General features: G+C 35.0%; 13 protein-coding genes and 1 other RNA gene. 3 read left to right on the forward strand and 11 right to left on the reverse strand.

The features are described 5' to 3' along the window. The first annotated feature begins 698 nt into the window (after positions 1-698). Positions 699-1,193 carry a hypothetical protein gene (locus tag OR571_RS08550; RefSeq protein ID WP_282242403.1) on the forward strand — a complete coding sequence of 165 codons (495 nt, stop codon included), beginning with the start codon at positions 699-701 and terminating at the stop codon, positions 1,191-1,193. Between the two features lie 183 nt (positions 1,194-1,376). On the opposite strand, the gene ssrS is transcribed toward OR571_RS08550, so the two are convergent. From ssrS to OR571_RS08575, 5 genes are all read right to left on the reverse strand, one after another. Continuing rightward, a non-coding RNA gene (gene ssrS / locus OR571_RS08555) (6S RNA) lies at positions 1,377-1,570 on the reverse strand. A gap of 65 nt (positions 1,571-1,635) precedes the next feature. Continuing rightward, entirely contained in the window at positions 1,636-2,157 is a 522-nt protein-coding gene (locus tag OR571_RS08560; protein WP_142539159.1) for a YhcN/YlaJ family sporulation lipoprotein, read from the reverse strand. 64 nt (positions 2,158-2,221) lie between these two features. Continuing rightward, positions 2,222-2,905, reverse strand: coding sequence for a YqjF family protein (locus tag OR571_RS08565; protein WP_282242404.1), 684 nt, complete (start codon positions 2,903-2,905; stop codon positions 2,222-2,224). Positions 2,906-3,012: 107 nt separating this feature from the next. After that, on the reverse strand, positions 3,013-4,074 hold the full coding sequence (locus OR571_RS08570; RefSeq protein WP_481900374.1) for a VCBS repeat-containing protein: 1,062 nt from the start codon (positions 4,072-4,074) through the stop codon (positions 3,013-3,015). 218 nt (positions 4,075-4,292) lie between these two features. Then, positions 4,293-4,460 carry a hypothetical protein gene (locus OR571_RS08575; protein ID WP_282242405.1) on the reverse strand — a complete coding sequence of 56 codons (168 nt, stop codon included), beginning with the start codon at positions 4,458-4,460 and terminating at the stop codon, positions 4,293-4,295. Positions 4,461-4,815: 355 nt separating this feature from the next. Here OR571_RS08575 and OR571_RS08580 point away from each other — a divergent pair, with 355 nt between their 5' ends. Continuing rightward, positions 4,816-5,745 carry a C40 family peptidase gene (locus OR571_RS08580; RefSeq protein ID WP_282242406.1) on the forward strand — a complete coding sequence of 310 codons (930 nt, stop codon included), beginning with the start codon at positions 4,816-4,818 and terminating at the stop codon, positions 5,743-5,745. 131 nt (positions 5,746-5,876) lie between these two features. Here the strand turns inward: OR571_RS08580 and OR571_RS08585 are convergent, their stop codons facing one another. Continuing rightward, positions 5,877-7,271: a UDP-N-acetylmuramoyl-tripeptide--D-alanyl-D-alanine ligase gene (locus OR571_RS08585; protein ID WP_282242407.1), complete on the reverse strand. Its 1,395-nt coding sequence runs from the start codon at positions 7,269-7,271 to the stop codon at positions 5,877-5,879. A gap of 144 nt (positions 7,272-7,415) precedes the next feature. Beyond that, positions 7,416-8,795 (reverse strand): Mur ligase family protein, encoded by a 1,380-nt coding sequence (locus OR571_RS08590; RefSeq protein WP_282242408.1) that lies wholly within the window; start codon positions 8,793-8,795, stop codon positions 7,416-7,418. 163 nt (positions 8,796-8,958) lie between these two features. Between OR571_RS08590 and OR571_RS08595 the strand changes: the two genes are divergently transcribed. After that, entirely contained in the window at positions 8,959-10,179 is a 1,221-nt protein-coding gene (locus OR571_RS08595; RefSeq protein ID WP_282242409.1) for an ATP-grasp domain-containing protein, read from the forward strand. A gap of 417 nt (positions 10,180-10,596) precedes the next feature. On the opposite strand, the gene OR571_RS08600 is transcribed toward OR571_RS08595, so the two are convergent. The 4 genes from OR571_RS08600 to OR571_RS08615 form a co-directional block, all read right to left on the reverse strand. Next, positions 10,597-12,765 carry a YheC/YheD family protein gene (locus OR571_RS08600; protein ID WP_282242410.1) on the reverse strand — a complete coding sequence of 723 codons (2,169 nt, stop codon included), beginning with the start codon at positions 12,763-12,765 and terminating at the stop codon, positions 10,597-10,599. 136 nt (positions 12,766-12,901) lie between these two features. Next, positions 12,902-13,345 carry a CotY/CotZ family spore coat protein gene (locus OR571_RS08605; protein WP_282242411.1) on the reverse strand — a complete coding sequence of 148 codons (444 nt, stop codon included), beginning with the start codon at positions 13,343-13,345 and terminating at the stop codon, positions 12,902-12,904. Between the two features lie 87 nt (positions 13,346-13,432). Next, entirely contained in the window at positions 13,433-14,041 is a 609-nt protein-coding gene (locus OR571_RS08610; protein ID WP_348775032.1) for an ATP-binding protein, read from the reverse strand. 41 nt (positions 14,042-14,082) lie between these two features. Then, positions 14,083-14,655, reverse strand: a complete 573-nt coding sequence (locus OR571_RS08615) for an ATP-grasp domain-containing protein (protein ID WP_282242412.1) — start codon at positions 14,653-14,655, stop codon at positions 14,083-14,085. Positions 14,656-14,834 lie beyond the last annotated feature (179 nt).

A 14,834-nucleotide genomic window follows, 5' to 3' on the forward strand; every position in this document is an offset into this window, starting at 1 on the left:
CTCACTTTGTTTTGCTGGCATCATCATTAAATGATGTCAAAAAAATGTATTGCTATCAAGCTAACCGAGGTTAGTCTTTCAAGCTGTATGTCTTAACGTTTTGCATGTTCAGTTTTCAATGTTCATTTTTCGTAACCGATTATTCAGGGCAACTTTTATATGATAACAAGTTCAGTTGTCGTTGTCAACAAATTTTAATGTCGTTTTTAAAAATTAGTAATTAAAACGACAGGTGATTATCATACCACCCTCTAAATATTATAGCAAGTTTTTTCTCGAAATTTCTAAAAAAATTTCGAACAATTGATTTACCGAAAATTATATATAGAAGAAACTCATTTCATGTATTTCCTCTTACTAAGAAGAGGCCGACCAGATGTTACAGTAACAGAAGAGTTTAAGATCCCCTAAGACCGTGGTAGTTATAAGTACATCTTCAAAATTTAAGATTGGAATTTCTTTTATTTTTCACTCTATGATATCCACATTTATTAAAACCCGAAAAATCTTAGGTGATTCACTAGAGCTTGATGGATATTGTGAGTTACCAAATCAATTAAAAATTGCTTTTGAATATCTAGGAGAGCAACATTATAAATTTAATAAGTACTTTCATGGCAATGCTGATGGATTTATGAAACAAATAATTCTCGACTTAGAAAAAAGGCATCGCTGCAAGGAGTTAAACATTCATTTAATTGAAATCCCCCTACAATCATCCCGAAGAATTAAGTGATTTTATCAAACATGAATTAATTAAGCGTAACATCCCTTATAACGAGAAGATAGAAATTAGTACGGACTTGGTTTACAGATCTAAAAGTAAAATAGCTTATCTGAAATCTCTTGCAAAATTGAATAGCGGCGAACTCCTAACTAACCATTATGAGCATTATTTGACCAAACTCGACTTCAAGTGCCACAAGGGCCATACTTTCCAACTAAAACCTTATGATTTAGAAGTACTCGGTAAATGGTGTAAACATTGCAACTCTGAGAAACGGCGTCAAATACATTTTGAAGAATTACTTAAAATCGTTCATGAAAGAGAAGGAACTTGTTTATCTAATGAGTACATTGATTCAAAAACACCTTTAGTTTTCCGTTGTAAGGAAGGTCATAAATGGCATACTATACCATACGTAATAAAAAAGGACATTGGTGTACAGATTCAGATATCACGATTCATTTAGTATGATCTACTGGCATAGATGTGATTATGCTAAGCGATAATAAGAAATTTATGCATAAGTTTATATTTAGATATAAATTTCAATTTTATTGCGATAAATTTGCGACAAACCAAAAATCCATAAAAAAACACCCCAACCATTTCTGGAAGGAGTGCTCTATAAACCTTGCTATAATAAGCTTTTAAATAAGCCGCCTTTGCCGTATTTTATTAGAAAGTTTTAAACCACCACTCCTCAAAGTGGGTGTTCGCAAAAGCTATCTTGCATGTCCTTATTGTCAAAAGAGAATAAGGCCTGTCATTCCAGCTTCTATATAAAACTCCCTGTTACAGCATAAAGGTTAAAACTTAATATCCATACGTACAATGCAGCTCGTATTTATATAATAGACCTATTTCCTGCGAAAATCAACGGAAATGATTGCCACAGATTTTACTTTTAATTAATGTGCATCTGGGAATACTCTTTTTACCGTATCCGAAAACTCTTCAAAAAATCCTTCTACAGGTTCATTTGCTCTAATTTTCTCGCCGTATTCATTAAATTGTTTAGTGAAATCTGGATTTGTTGTCACGTACACATTATTAAAGTTTGCATTTGCCGCTCTAGCCTCATCTGCAACTTTATTTTCCAATTCTTCGCTCGCGTCTACCCCATCTTTCAGGTCAACAGCTACATAAGCATTGTTATCTGTTACAAATACACTTGCACCTTTTACTTCTTCCATTCCTTCGATTTTGTCAGCCACATCATCCGCTAGCTCTACTTTATGACCTTCGTGACCATTTGTATCGTCCGTGTCGGTATTAACAGTATCGGTGTCTGTATTGATGTTTGTATCCGTCGCATTATCCGTTGTAGTAGCGTTATTGTCAGCAACATCATCATTTTTGTTATTTGTTCCACACGCTGCTAATGATCCAACCAGAAGCATCATCATAGAAATTTGTAGCAATTTGTTCATATTAAATCCTCCTTTTAATCTAATTACTCGAGGATAGTGTGCGTTGTTTTTTACTATTTATTCATTACTTTTCTAATATTGGAGGGTAAAATCGAGCTTTTTTCATCGTGGAATAATGAGCTATGGGACGCTTCATACTAAAATTCTCTTTTAAATAGGGAGCCATTGTATTCTCATAAACAAGCCCATTTACATTTTGCAGTTTCCAAGGAGTATGGGATATCTCTACTCGGAACAATCGTCCTTTTGTTTTCGTCCATAGACAGTACCTTTCTGTAAGCCAAGTATTGAGCCGAGTGCTTTCCAAAGGTTTAGCGTTCGGTTTGAATGTAGTAAGGATACTTTCATTTGGGCGTTCGTATTTGCTGTAAAGTAAAAATGTTTTTTTATGTTTTTTAAAACTTATTTTGGCATTACGATACGGTAAAAAACCACCCAGGTTCGCTAATTCCACAACAAAGGGATGATTAGCATCTAAACTGAAGAAATAAACTCCTTTTTTTCCTTTATAAGTAACGTATGTTCGAATATTTAGTTCTAAATAAGATTTGAACCCAGGTAAAGGAGGGATGAATCTTGGGCGATTTCCTTTCACTTGGAAAAATACTACTCCAATCCATGCTTGATGATTATATAAATCCATTTCGAGTTCGGCGGGGATATATGTGCGTACTTTCTCAGGAGAAACTGGCCAATGCAGAAATAATACATGATGCCATTCCTGAGTCATGATCCAAGTTTTTTTCACATGAAGTTTCTCCTTTCATTTGAGATAACACGCTTATAGTGCCCTATTTTTTATTCCTCAAACCCAAAAACCCCTTTCAATTAAAAAAGGGGTTGTAACTTGTTCCTCTATGCATTTAAATCCTTACCGAATATAGAAACACTTTGTCGATTGACTACAAATTCCTGTCCATCCCATTTCCATTCATTTTGAACGTATCCCAGTGCATCCGCGTGATATCTACCTGCAATTTCTTGATAAGACAGTAGCTCGTAAGTGCCATCCCTTGCATAATCAACCGGATATAAACCACTAATCGGGTCTACCCATCCTTCTATCGGTTCTTTTAGCGTACCGTCCTTATTATAAATTTCCGATAAATACTCTTCTCCTTTGTACATTAAATCTAGTGTGTATTCCTTCTTTGGATTCGAGCTATTTACTGTTACTTTATAATGGTCTCGGTAGTTAACTTCATATTTGGAATGCTCATTATATACATCGGTATCAAATATTTGTTTCATTTCCCCATCTAAAAATGCAAATACATATGCATAAATCGTTCCGCCACTTCCGCCAGTATCGATTACTATTTGTATGTCATCTACATGATTTCCAGTAAAATCACCGAGAAAAATAGTTGGGTTATATCCCATATTTTCTTTCAAAGGAATACTTTCATACATATTCGTTTTTCCATTTAGTATTACAAGGGTAATGTTTTTCCAAAGTGGACTTCCCTTTGTCATTTCCCCGGATAAATAGACAGTATCCTGGACTCCATCACCGGTTACATCTCCCATCGCCCAATCTATTACAACTGGTCTATCTGAATTTGTTGTCCCCAGGTGATTTAAAATTTCTTGTCTTTTTTCTGTCAGCACTTCTTTTGATGGATAAGGAGTAGAAAAAGATAGAGCTTTATCAATAGAAGCTAAAGCTTGATCGAGCTCTCCCGCTTTCATTTGAGCATCAGCCAAGTAGTACCAGTAATAAGAATAATCATTTGTTTGTAGTAGCTTTTCATAATAGGCTGCGACTTTTTTAAAATAATAAGGATAGACATCTTTTGTCTGTACAAGATTATTTTTATCGACCCGATAAACTTCCACTTTATAAGCTTCCCCAGTATCATGCGTCCAAATAGCAAATTCATACTTGCCGTCTTTGTTCATATCTTCTACTTCCAACTTACTATAGACGATATCATTTGTAGGTAACCAGACAAAACCATTATTTGTCCATTGCAGTAAATTTAATTGGGACCATATACTACCTTGTCGCCAACCAATGATTAGCGTATTTATACCAGTATCTGTGAGTGGTAAGGCTACTAAATCTGAAATACCGTAACCACTTCCACTTAAAATAATTAATGGCTGCCACTGATTGTTTCTGTTTTTTAATATTAAAATATAGTTTTCCCTTGATACTGGAACGCCCCGATTAACTCAGCCACCTGATCCCCATCGATATCTGCTACTATCACTGCTGGTTTCTTTTCAGGTTGTTGCAATTCTAATATAGTTGCAGTTTGCGGCAAAAATTGCTTAAACATCTTTATATAATCGTTCATCATACACTCCTTCTACACATCATATGCAGAAATTTGGGCAAATGTGGCCTATTCGTTTAAAAATAAAGTGATTGATCTTTTCATTAGAATTAATGGTACAAATTAGACTTAGCCAAACCATAAAGATACATCTACTAGTAGAGCAGACACTACTTTCCACCCTTGTATACCAAGATATATAAGGATTTTTGTAACATTTGTAATCAAACTGTAAAGTTCCTCGACAAACCTTTTAGTGGCAAGGCTTCCTTCCTGTCACATTATCACGTGGAATAATCTACCTAAAAGTAGTCATACTTTTACATGCTAAAATCAGTGCAGTGAAAGCCACCAATAAAAATTCAGGAGGGACATAATGAAAAAAAAATTCGTCACAACTACATTATCAGTCGTAATCGGTTTTAGTGCATTAGGGGTTTCTCCTACTGTTATTCATCCAATAGAGGCTTCAGCTGCAGCCGTTAATAGTCAGCATAACCAACAAGCAGTAGAAGCAAAGGCCAATCAATTAATTCAAACAGCTAAGAGTTTAATAGGCAAAGCTACTTATAGTAATACGGTGTACAAGGATACATATCCTTACAAATTTTCATGTGCAAGTTTTCTAATGTACATTTTCGAGAAAAATGGAGTAGACCTTGGAACGTATAATGAAGATTATATGATGAAACAAGGAACAGCCGTTTCCAGAACTCAACTACAAAAAGGGGATCTTCTTTTCTTTGATAGCAGAGGTGGTAAAGTGCCAAATCACGTTGCCATGTATATAGGGAACAATAAAGTCATTCACATGGCAGACCCAAAACAAAATATTGTTATTTCAGACTTAAACAGTAAGCCATATTATAAAGATAACTATATTACAGCAAGAAGAGTATTACCGACTCTACTTCCTGCAAACCCTGCAACTAAAGGGGATAACATCGTTGCAAAAACGATCAGTTTAAAGAGTAAGGTGAAGATGGGTAATGTCAATAATGCTGCAGCATTACGTTTCACTGCTACTGGATTTGTGGATTATGTATACAAAGCAAATGGTGTTAAATTAGGGACAACTAATATGAAAGAACTTATGAAAAAAGGGACAACCGTATCTCGCTCCAACTTAAAGAAAGGTGATTTAATTTTCTTTAACAGTACTAAAGGATCTAAAACACCAACTATGGTAGCAATTTACGCGGGTGATCATCGTATCATTATTCCAAATTCAAAGGGAGTTATAACAAGAGTGCTATTTGTTGATTATTATAATCAGCATTATATAACAGCAAAACGCGTTCTTTAAGTCACTATAATATAAGAGGGAAGGAAAGTGGTCCGCCACTTCCCTTCCCTCTTTTTCGATATATTAAAAGCTGTGAAAACAAAAGAAGTATTTAATGCGTAGTGCCTGAATGCTTCTATTTTAGCATTCTATTATTTTCTTTTATTTTCTTTCAAGCTATTGGCAAATTCAATCATAGATCTGCTCGACATAGGACCTTTTATCAATAATATGGAATTTTCGTCAAGGATAGGCTCTAATACATCAATAACACCTTTGACATCTTTAAAGATATGGACTGTGGCCTCTGTTCCATCTTTCTTTGCTTGGTTTGCTATATCTTCTGCTTTGCTCCCTATTGTGATAAGTGTATGAATGTTTCTTTTTGCAACCATACTTCCAATTTCCCGATGATATTTCTTTTCAAAGTTTCCTAATCGCTTAATATCGCCGAGTACAAGGATGACCTTTTTCCCCTGCCCAATAGAATCTAGCACCTTTAATGCAGCTTCGACAGATGTAGGATTATTTGTCCAAGTATCATCTATAATTGTACTTCCACCTAGTCCATCTGAAAACTCTAAGTGTCTTGTCATATTTTTATAGGTCGCTAATTGGGAAATGGCTTCATTTATATCCATCCCCATTTCGTTTACAGCTGCGATTGCTGCGAGCGCGTTATATACTTGATGTTCACCATATCCTGGTATAAATGCATTATATTTTTTATTAGAAATATGAATTTGAAAATTCATTCCATTATTTGCAAATTTTATATTGGATGCTCTAAAATGAGACTTCTCACTTACTCCAAAATAAATTATTTTTCCTTTAAATGATTGTAAAGGAACTTTTTTTGAATTGGCATCATCGGCATTTAGTATTAATGTGCCGTTTTTCTTTATACCATCCACTATCTCTGACTTCGCTTTTATATATCCTTCCAGATTTCCACAACCATCTAAATGATGAACTCCGATATTTGTAATAATTCCGATTGTCGGCTGATAAATATTGCACTGATGTTTTATATTGCCGGTGTTACCCAATCCAAGCTCAAAAACAGCTGCATTTGTGTTTTCAGCAATACCCATCAAATAAGGTAAAGATTGACGTGGTTCATTTTTGCTGCTAATGGATGCTTGCACATTCCATCTTTTACTTAAAATATGTTTGATCATTTCCTTCGTTGTAGTTTTACCACATGTCCCTGTTATTGCAACTACTGGTATTTGAAATAGATTTCTATAGTAGTCCATAAATTTCCAATACGCTTGTACGAGACTTCTTACTCTTATAACGGTTGTATCCGATAGAGCATTTTTCAATTCTGAGGAAGGCTTATCTGAAATCACAAGAGAAGGTCCCTTATTATTAATTTCCTGCCAATTAATAGAATCACTCCTGCTTACAAACATTAGCGAATTTCGTTTTGTTAGTTCATGCCGATTATAGTAGATAGCATTACTTACATTCCAAAGTTCGGAACCACTTATTAGTTCCCCTTGTAATAAATTTCGGATTTCTTTCACGCGTAAAGGTTTCATAGTACCCTCCTTCCCTCTGTATAGTATGAAATCAGTTTTTAGATGATTAGGTATGAAATGTGCATAGTGTTTGTCCATCTTTTTAAATTTATTTATCACCAATATTTCAGAACAGTATTATTAGTAGCTTGGTGCAGTAATGAATTATTTCTTCTTCCTCAATAATGCAGCTAACTCAATTATAGGTTGGCTGTACATATCTCCCTTAATCAGAACAATTGTATTGGAGTCTACAATGTTATTTAATAGATTTAAAACGAGGACTTCATTCCTAAATGTGTAGACCGGTGAAGTTAAACCTCTTTTTACAGCATGGTCTGCTATTATGCTCGCATGCTCTCCTATCGTAATGAGGACATCCACTCCATTTTGATAAATTAAATCTCCTGCCTGTTCATGAATAATATAACCCCATGAACCTAAATCAGTAATTGTCCCTATGATTGCTACCTTCTTTTTTCCTTTGCCAATTTCATTTAATACTTTTAATGCTGCTTCTAAAGAGGTTGTTGTTATACTCCATGTATCATCTATAATTACAGAGTCATTTATACCATCCACCACTTGCAGTTGCTTATTGAACTTCCGAAATGTTTTTAATAGAAAAGCAGCTTCCGGGATAGTTACTCCCATTTCATAAACAGCCGCAATAGCTGCAAGCGCATTGTAGACTTGATGAACCCCCAGCCCAGGTACATATACTTGATAATTTCTCTTCTTGTGCCTAACACTGAATTCCATACCGTCTTGACAGTACTGAATATTACGAGCTCGAAAATGGCAAGATCTATGAGTCCCAACTTTTATAATTTTCCCTTTAAAGCTACTCATATTAATCTTGCTTGTATTGCTATCCTCCGCATTTATTATTAATATACCCGCCGGATTAACAATTTGTAACATCTCCCCTTTTGCCTCAATATAGGCTTCTAGCGTTTTACAATAATTTAGGTGATGTGCCCCGATATTCGTAATAATCCCTATTGTAGGTTTGAAATATTCTCCTGCTTTTAATACATCCCCTGGTGAACCAACAGCCGTTTCAAAAATAGCCGCATCCGTTTCTTCATCTATGCTTAAAAGATACTGCAAATTTGCCGTTCTAGAATTACTAGTAAGACTTGTAGCTGTAACTATCCTATCTGCCGAAAGAATATGCTTGATCATTTCTTTTGTTGTTGTTTTCCCAGAGGTTCCTGTTATGGCTACCACAGGGATATGAAATAGACTGCGATAGTAGTGAACAAATTTCCAATATGCTTCGTCGGCATTCGTTACTTGGATGACAGTTACATTCTCAGGAATTTCATCTTTATTATATTTCCACTCTGTTGCAAGTACTAAAGGGAAAAACTTTTTAAGGCTTCTCCAGTCGATAATTCTTTTATCTGTAAAAAGTATGGTATTTTGATTTTTTATTTGTTTTAAACGGTATGCTCCATATTTTACTAGCACTTCATCAGAACCTTGCACCAACTCACCAGAGATGATTGCTCTTATATTGCCGACTGTATGGGATTTCATTAGCTTATTCACACTCCTTTCCTCTATATAATATGTTTTTAAACGGAAGTTGACTGGATAAATGGAACATAATTGCGTGATACATAACTATGCCAAAGCTAGAACATGTCATAAATATAGAAAGAAACATATTAATGAAAATTTTGAGAAGGGAGTGAGCCGTTTGAAAGCAATTATTTTTATCAGCACAAACAAATCCGGATCTAGCAGGGAAGCGATTAAAGCAGCCGGAGATTTAGGATACTTTACCATCCTTTTCACAAATAACGAGAAGCAAATCCAACAAAGACAGGAATATACAGACGTCCACAAAATGGTTTTTGTAAACACATACGAGCTAGACGATATGAGAGAAGAAATTTTCAAGTTACAAAAAGTTGGTGTCGATATAAAAATCATCGTTAGTTTTGTTGATCCTTTTGTTCATACCGCTTCTATCCTTTGTGATGAATTTTGTCACAATTATGTTCTGTCTAAAGCCATTGAAATAATGGAAAATAAAGAGGAGACACGGTCGGTTTTAAAAGATCAGCCCTATACCCCTAAATTTTTCTTGATCAACCCAGGCGATTCAATTCCTATAGAAACGATATGTGAACAGTTTGATTTTCCTATTATTATAAAATCACCCAAATCCACCGGATCTAAAGACGTATTGTTAGCCGAAGGAAAAGAACAACTAAAAAAACATATTGAAAATCTTCTAAGTAAGAATCCAGATACCACTATAATGATAGAAGAATATATAGAAGGTGATCAATATTTGGTAGAAGTAATCGTTCACAAACATAAACCACGTATTGTTGGAATTCTTGAACAAGAAATTACAAAGAACAAGCGATTTATCATTACAGGTTATGGTGTGCTTGCAAATGTTCCTTTAACGATTAGAAAAGGAATTGAAAATGTTCTGCTATCCATTATTCAAGAGCTCAATATTGAAAATGGCGCTTTACATTTGGAAATCCGTTTAGCTAAGAATGGTTGGAAACTCATCGAGATTAATCCAAGAATTTCCGGAGGTGCCATGAACAAAATGATTCAAGCAGCATTCGGAATAAATTTAGTAGAAGAGACGCTTAAATTATATTTAGGAAAAAGTCCTGCTCTATTACCGAAATTTAAGAAGTTTGTTTTTACCAAATATGTTATTGCCACAAAGAAAGGAATACTAGCTAAAGTAACTGGTAAAGCGAGGGCTAAAAAGTCTCCGGGAGTCGTAGAGGTTTACGTGAAGCCTAAAAAAGGAACTCTTTTAACGCCACCATTATCCATGGGACATCGATATGCTTATGTAATTGCTGTTGGTAGTAGTTTAGAAGAAGCCAAAAAACTCGCAAATACTGCAGCAGGCGAAATTACTTTCCATTTAGAAGAGGAGTAAAACTAAGAACACCTTACAGGTGCTCTTTTTTTAATTTTATAAACAAAAGTGTAGTTCCTATCTCTGTCCGATGTCGCAAGGTGGAAATATAAATAGAGTAACGAATATTATAGGAATAATACGTGATAAGACAGAGCTATTAAGTGTCTGTTGGGATTTCCGCTACAGGGTGGACGCTTTCCGCGGGCACGGCTTCAATCTCCTCGTCGCTCACCTGGCGGAAAGCGTCCATATAGTAACGAAAATCACAGCTGTCACTAGTCAACACACTACGTCGCACTTTCTCTATACCACGCATCATAAAAAAAGTCATATCTTATTTTACTTAAAAAGTTATTAGCTTGTTTTTCTTAGCCCAAATACAAGAAACCTGAATAACGCTCCTTTAGTCAGAGTGTTATTCAGGTTTCTTTAAGATTATTCTTTAAACGTTTGATCCAAAAACTTGACTGTATCAAACATATTCGTTTTACTTGCTCCTTTGATCAAAATCGTATCGTCTTTCTCCACAATCTCTGCCAATAATTCATGTAATTGTTCCTTATTTAGAAAATGATAAACATTTTTAGAGGGAAATCCTTTTGCCTTCGCTTGAGCTCCAATTTCTTCCGTTCTAAACCCATAGGTGATTAATATATCAATGCCTTTTTCCTGAACGTAATCGCCTACTTTCCGATATTCTTGTTCTCTTAACTCACCTAGCTCTCTCATTTGACCAATAATTGCTATTTTTCGTTGTTTCCCTATATTAGCTAGTACATCCAACGCAGCACGTACTCCTTGTGGATGAGAGTGGACAGTGTCATCAATTACTGTAATGTTGTCCCGACAATTATATATTGTTAATCTTCTAGGCGGTTTTCTAAAAATCAACCCGGCTTTAATTTCCATTGGGGTGAACCCTAAATAGTCAGCCACAGCAATCGCATTTAAAGCATTGTATACATGATGCTCGCCTAAAATAGGGATAAATAGTTCAATTTCTTGCCGCTGCAGTCTCATTTTGAAACTCATACCATTCTCTTTATATTGAATCTTATAGGCCCTGTAGTTAGCTGGTGACTTTGTACTGACCGTCATTATTTTCCCTTTAAATTGCTGAGTCTCCAAATACTTAGAGTTTTCATCATCTTTGTTTACGACGAGGATACCTTCTTGATCCATCCCGTGAATTAGTTCAGATTTTGCATGAGCAACTCCTCTAATATCACTATCAAAGTTTCCGACATGTGCAAGACCGATATTGGTCACTATGCTAATGTTTGGTCTAATAATGCTACAATGTTCCGTGATAACCCCTGGATAAGCCATACCATATTCTAATACTACCGCCTCGTGAGCATCATTAATTTCTGCAGCATGTTTTTTGGTATGCTCCGTTGTATTCCAATAATCTTTGGATTCAAAAATGTTCCACCTCTTAGACAATATCGATGCAAGGAATGCCTTAGTCGTTGTTTTACCAGCGCTTCCCGTTATCGCAATGATTGGTATTTCTCCTTTTTCTTCGATCTTTTTCCTCTTTACTTTGCTAATTTCCTTTGTTATTTTCGTTTGATTTTCTGCTATAAATTTTGCATATTGAATGGAATGGATTACTACATCTAGTTCCAAATAAAAAGCAGGAGGACAGCCTGGACGCCAGTTTACTTCGTAAATCCAAATTTTTAAATTTTCATCTAGTCCAACGTCAATTCCTATTTCATCGATAACTTCTCCATATTTCACCATTTGTATTTCATCTAAATGATTAGCTAACGACAACGAAAAGTGCTCAAGCATCCGTCTAATATCAAATGCTTCTTCCTTAAATTCCTGTAGCAAAAATGGATCTAAATAATTTGTGAAACCACCATTATTAATATTGGGAATGATAGATCCGTTTGGAGCGACTCGTGGATAAATAGTAGTAATCACCCACTTGCCTTCCCCATTTTTTTGTACATGAAGCCTAAAATCATACACTTGACCAGATTTATTGACCGATTGTATATATGGTTGAACTATAAAAGTGCCAGACGATAGCTTATCCTCCAAAAATACATTCAGCTGTTCCCTTGTATAAAATACATTATCTGAGTCCTTCCTCACTTCATAACCCTTTTCTATTTCAGAAATAAAAAAGATTCCTTTCCCCTTTCTTCCATCAATCGGTTTAAGGACAACTTTATGAAAAGAAGAGATGAACTTGTAAAAATTCTCTACATTCTTTACCACTTCAGAGGGGATTAAGTAGCTTGCAAATTCCTTGGCCTCCATTAGGCGCTCAGTGATATTCCACTTATTACCTATTGAGTTTGTAGTAAATGGGATTTCACTTTTCAATTTATCAATGATTTCTTTTGACTTCGCTAATTTTTCAGGGCTCCCTGCATTATAAATAACATCTGGAAAAGGCATGATTTTCTCTTTCCAGCTTCCATTTTCATAAACTTGACCTCGAATAGATCGATTCACAAAATTTACTACACCTGGTGAAAAGTAAAAAAAGTTGACCCCCTCCGCTTTAGCGACTGCAGCATATGCATATGACTTGATGACGGATTTTGGATCTTTACGATGGTGCAGCATTCCTATTGTTGTCATTTAATATTCTCCTTTTAACATTTGTGTGATTATATTTGTATTAAATTCATCCATCTTGCATTGGATACGGACAAACGTTCAGTTTTTTTAGTAAAAATAAAAAACACCCCAAGACTTGTAGGGTGAAGAGGTGCCATTACCATTTCGGCTCAATAATTATTTTTCTTGTTAACAATTCGGTCTCCAATAGTTGTATGGCACAAATACGTGACAAATCAACATTCTTACATATAGATGTTTTTTCTAATCTAACCAAATCACAAAAAGAATTAGAGTAATTCCCCTCAATATCAAGAGGACGTAGTAACGAAATTGTTGTACAACATCTTTCTTTATCGATGGACTCTATTCTAAAATAAATTGTTTCAAAACACTCTTCCCTACTGCTAAAGCTTAATGGGTCCCCTTTTTTGGTTATTAAGAGTAAGGGAATCGTATCGGTACCTGCTATTTTGGCAAGTAATCGACCGAAAAATTTCGTTTGGGAATTATTTAATAAATCCTGGAGCAATTTCAATTCACAGAGTGCATCACATATACATTGGTTACTTTTTATTTCGCTGCTCAATTGATTTTTCAACCCCCTTCCTACTCTTAGTACTTATAATATTACGGCTTGAGAAGGTTACACGGGTAAACAGACTAACTTATTGAACCACTGTTGCTTTCAAAAAGGTTCTAGATAAAATTTAATTTCTTTTGCAGCTTCTAAGGCAATCTCTTCTGCTTGTTCCGCTGTTTCTGAAACAGCAATGACACATGCATAGCGATTTCCCATTGAATATGGGCTCGTTATAATTCTTCCTTCCAGAGGTTTAATGTGAACATGCCTCACACCTTCATGCATTAAAGCCTGTTCTTTTCCGGAAATTTTGAGTAGTTTTCCACGGGAACCTATTGTTAAATATTTGGCATACACTTGCTTTTTCTTCTTTTCTAGTAAAATAGGCTCCTCACCTAAATATATTTTTAAAATTTGTTCTAACAGATTAATCCCGGTTCCTTCTTCGATAATTCTATTCATCTCTCCTCCAGCCATTCTCGGATTTATTTCTATTAGTTTCCATTCACCACTAACAAGTTTCATCTCCATATGACAGGATCCATTCTCAAGACCTATTTCTTCTATAATTTTGGAAATGCCAGCATATAAACTGCGATATTCATCCATATCGACTTTCCCAGGAAAACTATAACCAGTAACGATAAATCTGCCATTGTATAACACTTCCTGCTCCACTAATCCTAGGAACTTAATTTCATTGTTATAAACCAAAATTTCAATAAGATACTGTGGTCCTTGTAAAAATTCTTCTATTAAAAATGGGTAATGTGGGTGATTTTTTTTAGTAACGTTAAAGCATTTACTAGCTTTTCTATCGTTTCAACAAGTAGTACATCCTTTGAACCATTTGATATTGGGGGTTTTATAATAAAGGGAAAGAGGGATTTATATTCTTTTTCAAACTTTTCAAGGGAATCATCTGACCGAAAAATTGTATAAAAGGGGGTAGTCGGAAAGTTCTTTAGTTTTTCCCTTATCGCTATTTTGTTTTCCATTAATATTAAGGAATCGATGGACGTTTCAGCTAGCTCAAAAAACTTTGATATCCTAGCTGCATAAGAAACATATGGATCAATTAAACTGACGCATGCGCAAATATGCTTCCCTTGTTCCATCAGCCTCGTTATTTCTTCCACCATTTGCTGTTCGTCTAATAAATCTTCCATTAGCACAAACTGATCCACTTCCGAGAAATCAGAATTACTCGTGATGCGCTTAGTCTTGTCCGTGCAAAGAACGACACAATATCCCATTTCTTTTGCTATCTTCAGGGCTTCCTTACTTGTTCCATATTTATAACTTCCGATAAATACAATTGTTTTCATAGGAATAGCCACCTATTCATTTATACACTTTTTCTCTATAAAGTATGTATGCAAAACCATTTAGCCACTACATTCGCCTAATAGGATATTTCTTTTCATTAAGTTGTTTTATAGTGGGTTTTATTGTAGTATTAGTTGTTTACTTTTACTATGTAATATAAATAACGGTAGGTGTTTTT

Source organism: Psychrobacillus sp. NEAU-3TGS, assembly GCF_029955155.1.
Taxonomy (GTDB): Bacteria; Bacillota; Bacilli; order Bacillales_A; family Planococcaceae; genus Psychrobacillus.

Excerpts from the sequence above, each read along its gene's own strand:
- OR571_RS08600 (WP_282242410.1), bottom strand. The coding sequence starts at position 12,765 with ATGACAACAATAGGAATGCTGCACCATCGTAAAGATCCAAAATCCGTC.
- OR571_RS08585 (WP_282242407.1), bottom strand. The coding sequence starts at position 7,271 with ATGAAACCTTTACGCGTGAAAGAAATCCGAAATTTATTACAAGGGGAA.
- OR571_RS08575 (WP_282242405.1), bottom strand. The coding sequence starts at position 4,460 with ATGAACGATTATATAAAGATGTTTAAGCAATTTTTGCCGCAAACTGCA.
- OR571_RS08615 (WP_282242412.1), bottom strand. The coding sequence starts at position 14,655 with ATGAAAACAATTGTATTTATCGGAAGTTATAAATATGGAACAAGTAAG.
- OR571_RS08590 (WP_282242408.1), bottom strand. The coding sequence starts at position 8,795 with ATGAAATCCCATACAGTCGGCAATATAAGAGCAATCATCTCTGGTGAG.
- OR571_RS08580 (WP_282242406.1), top strand. The coding sequence starts at position 4,816 with ATGAAAAAAAAATTCGTCACAACTACATTATCAGTCGTAATCGGTTTT.
- OR571_RS08560 (WP_142539159.1), bottom strand. The coding sequence starts at position 2,157 with ATGAACAAATTGCTACAAATTTCTATGATGATGCTTCTGGTTGGATCA.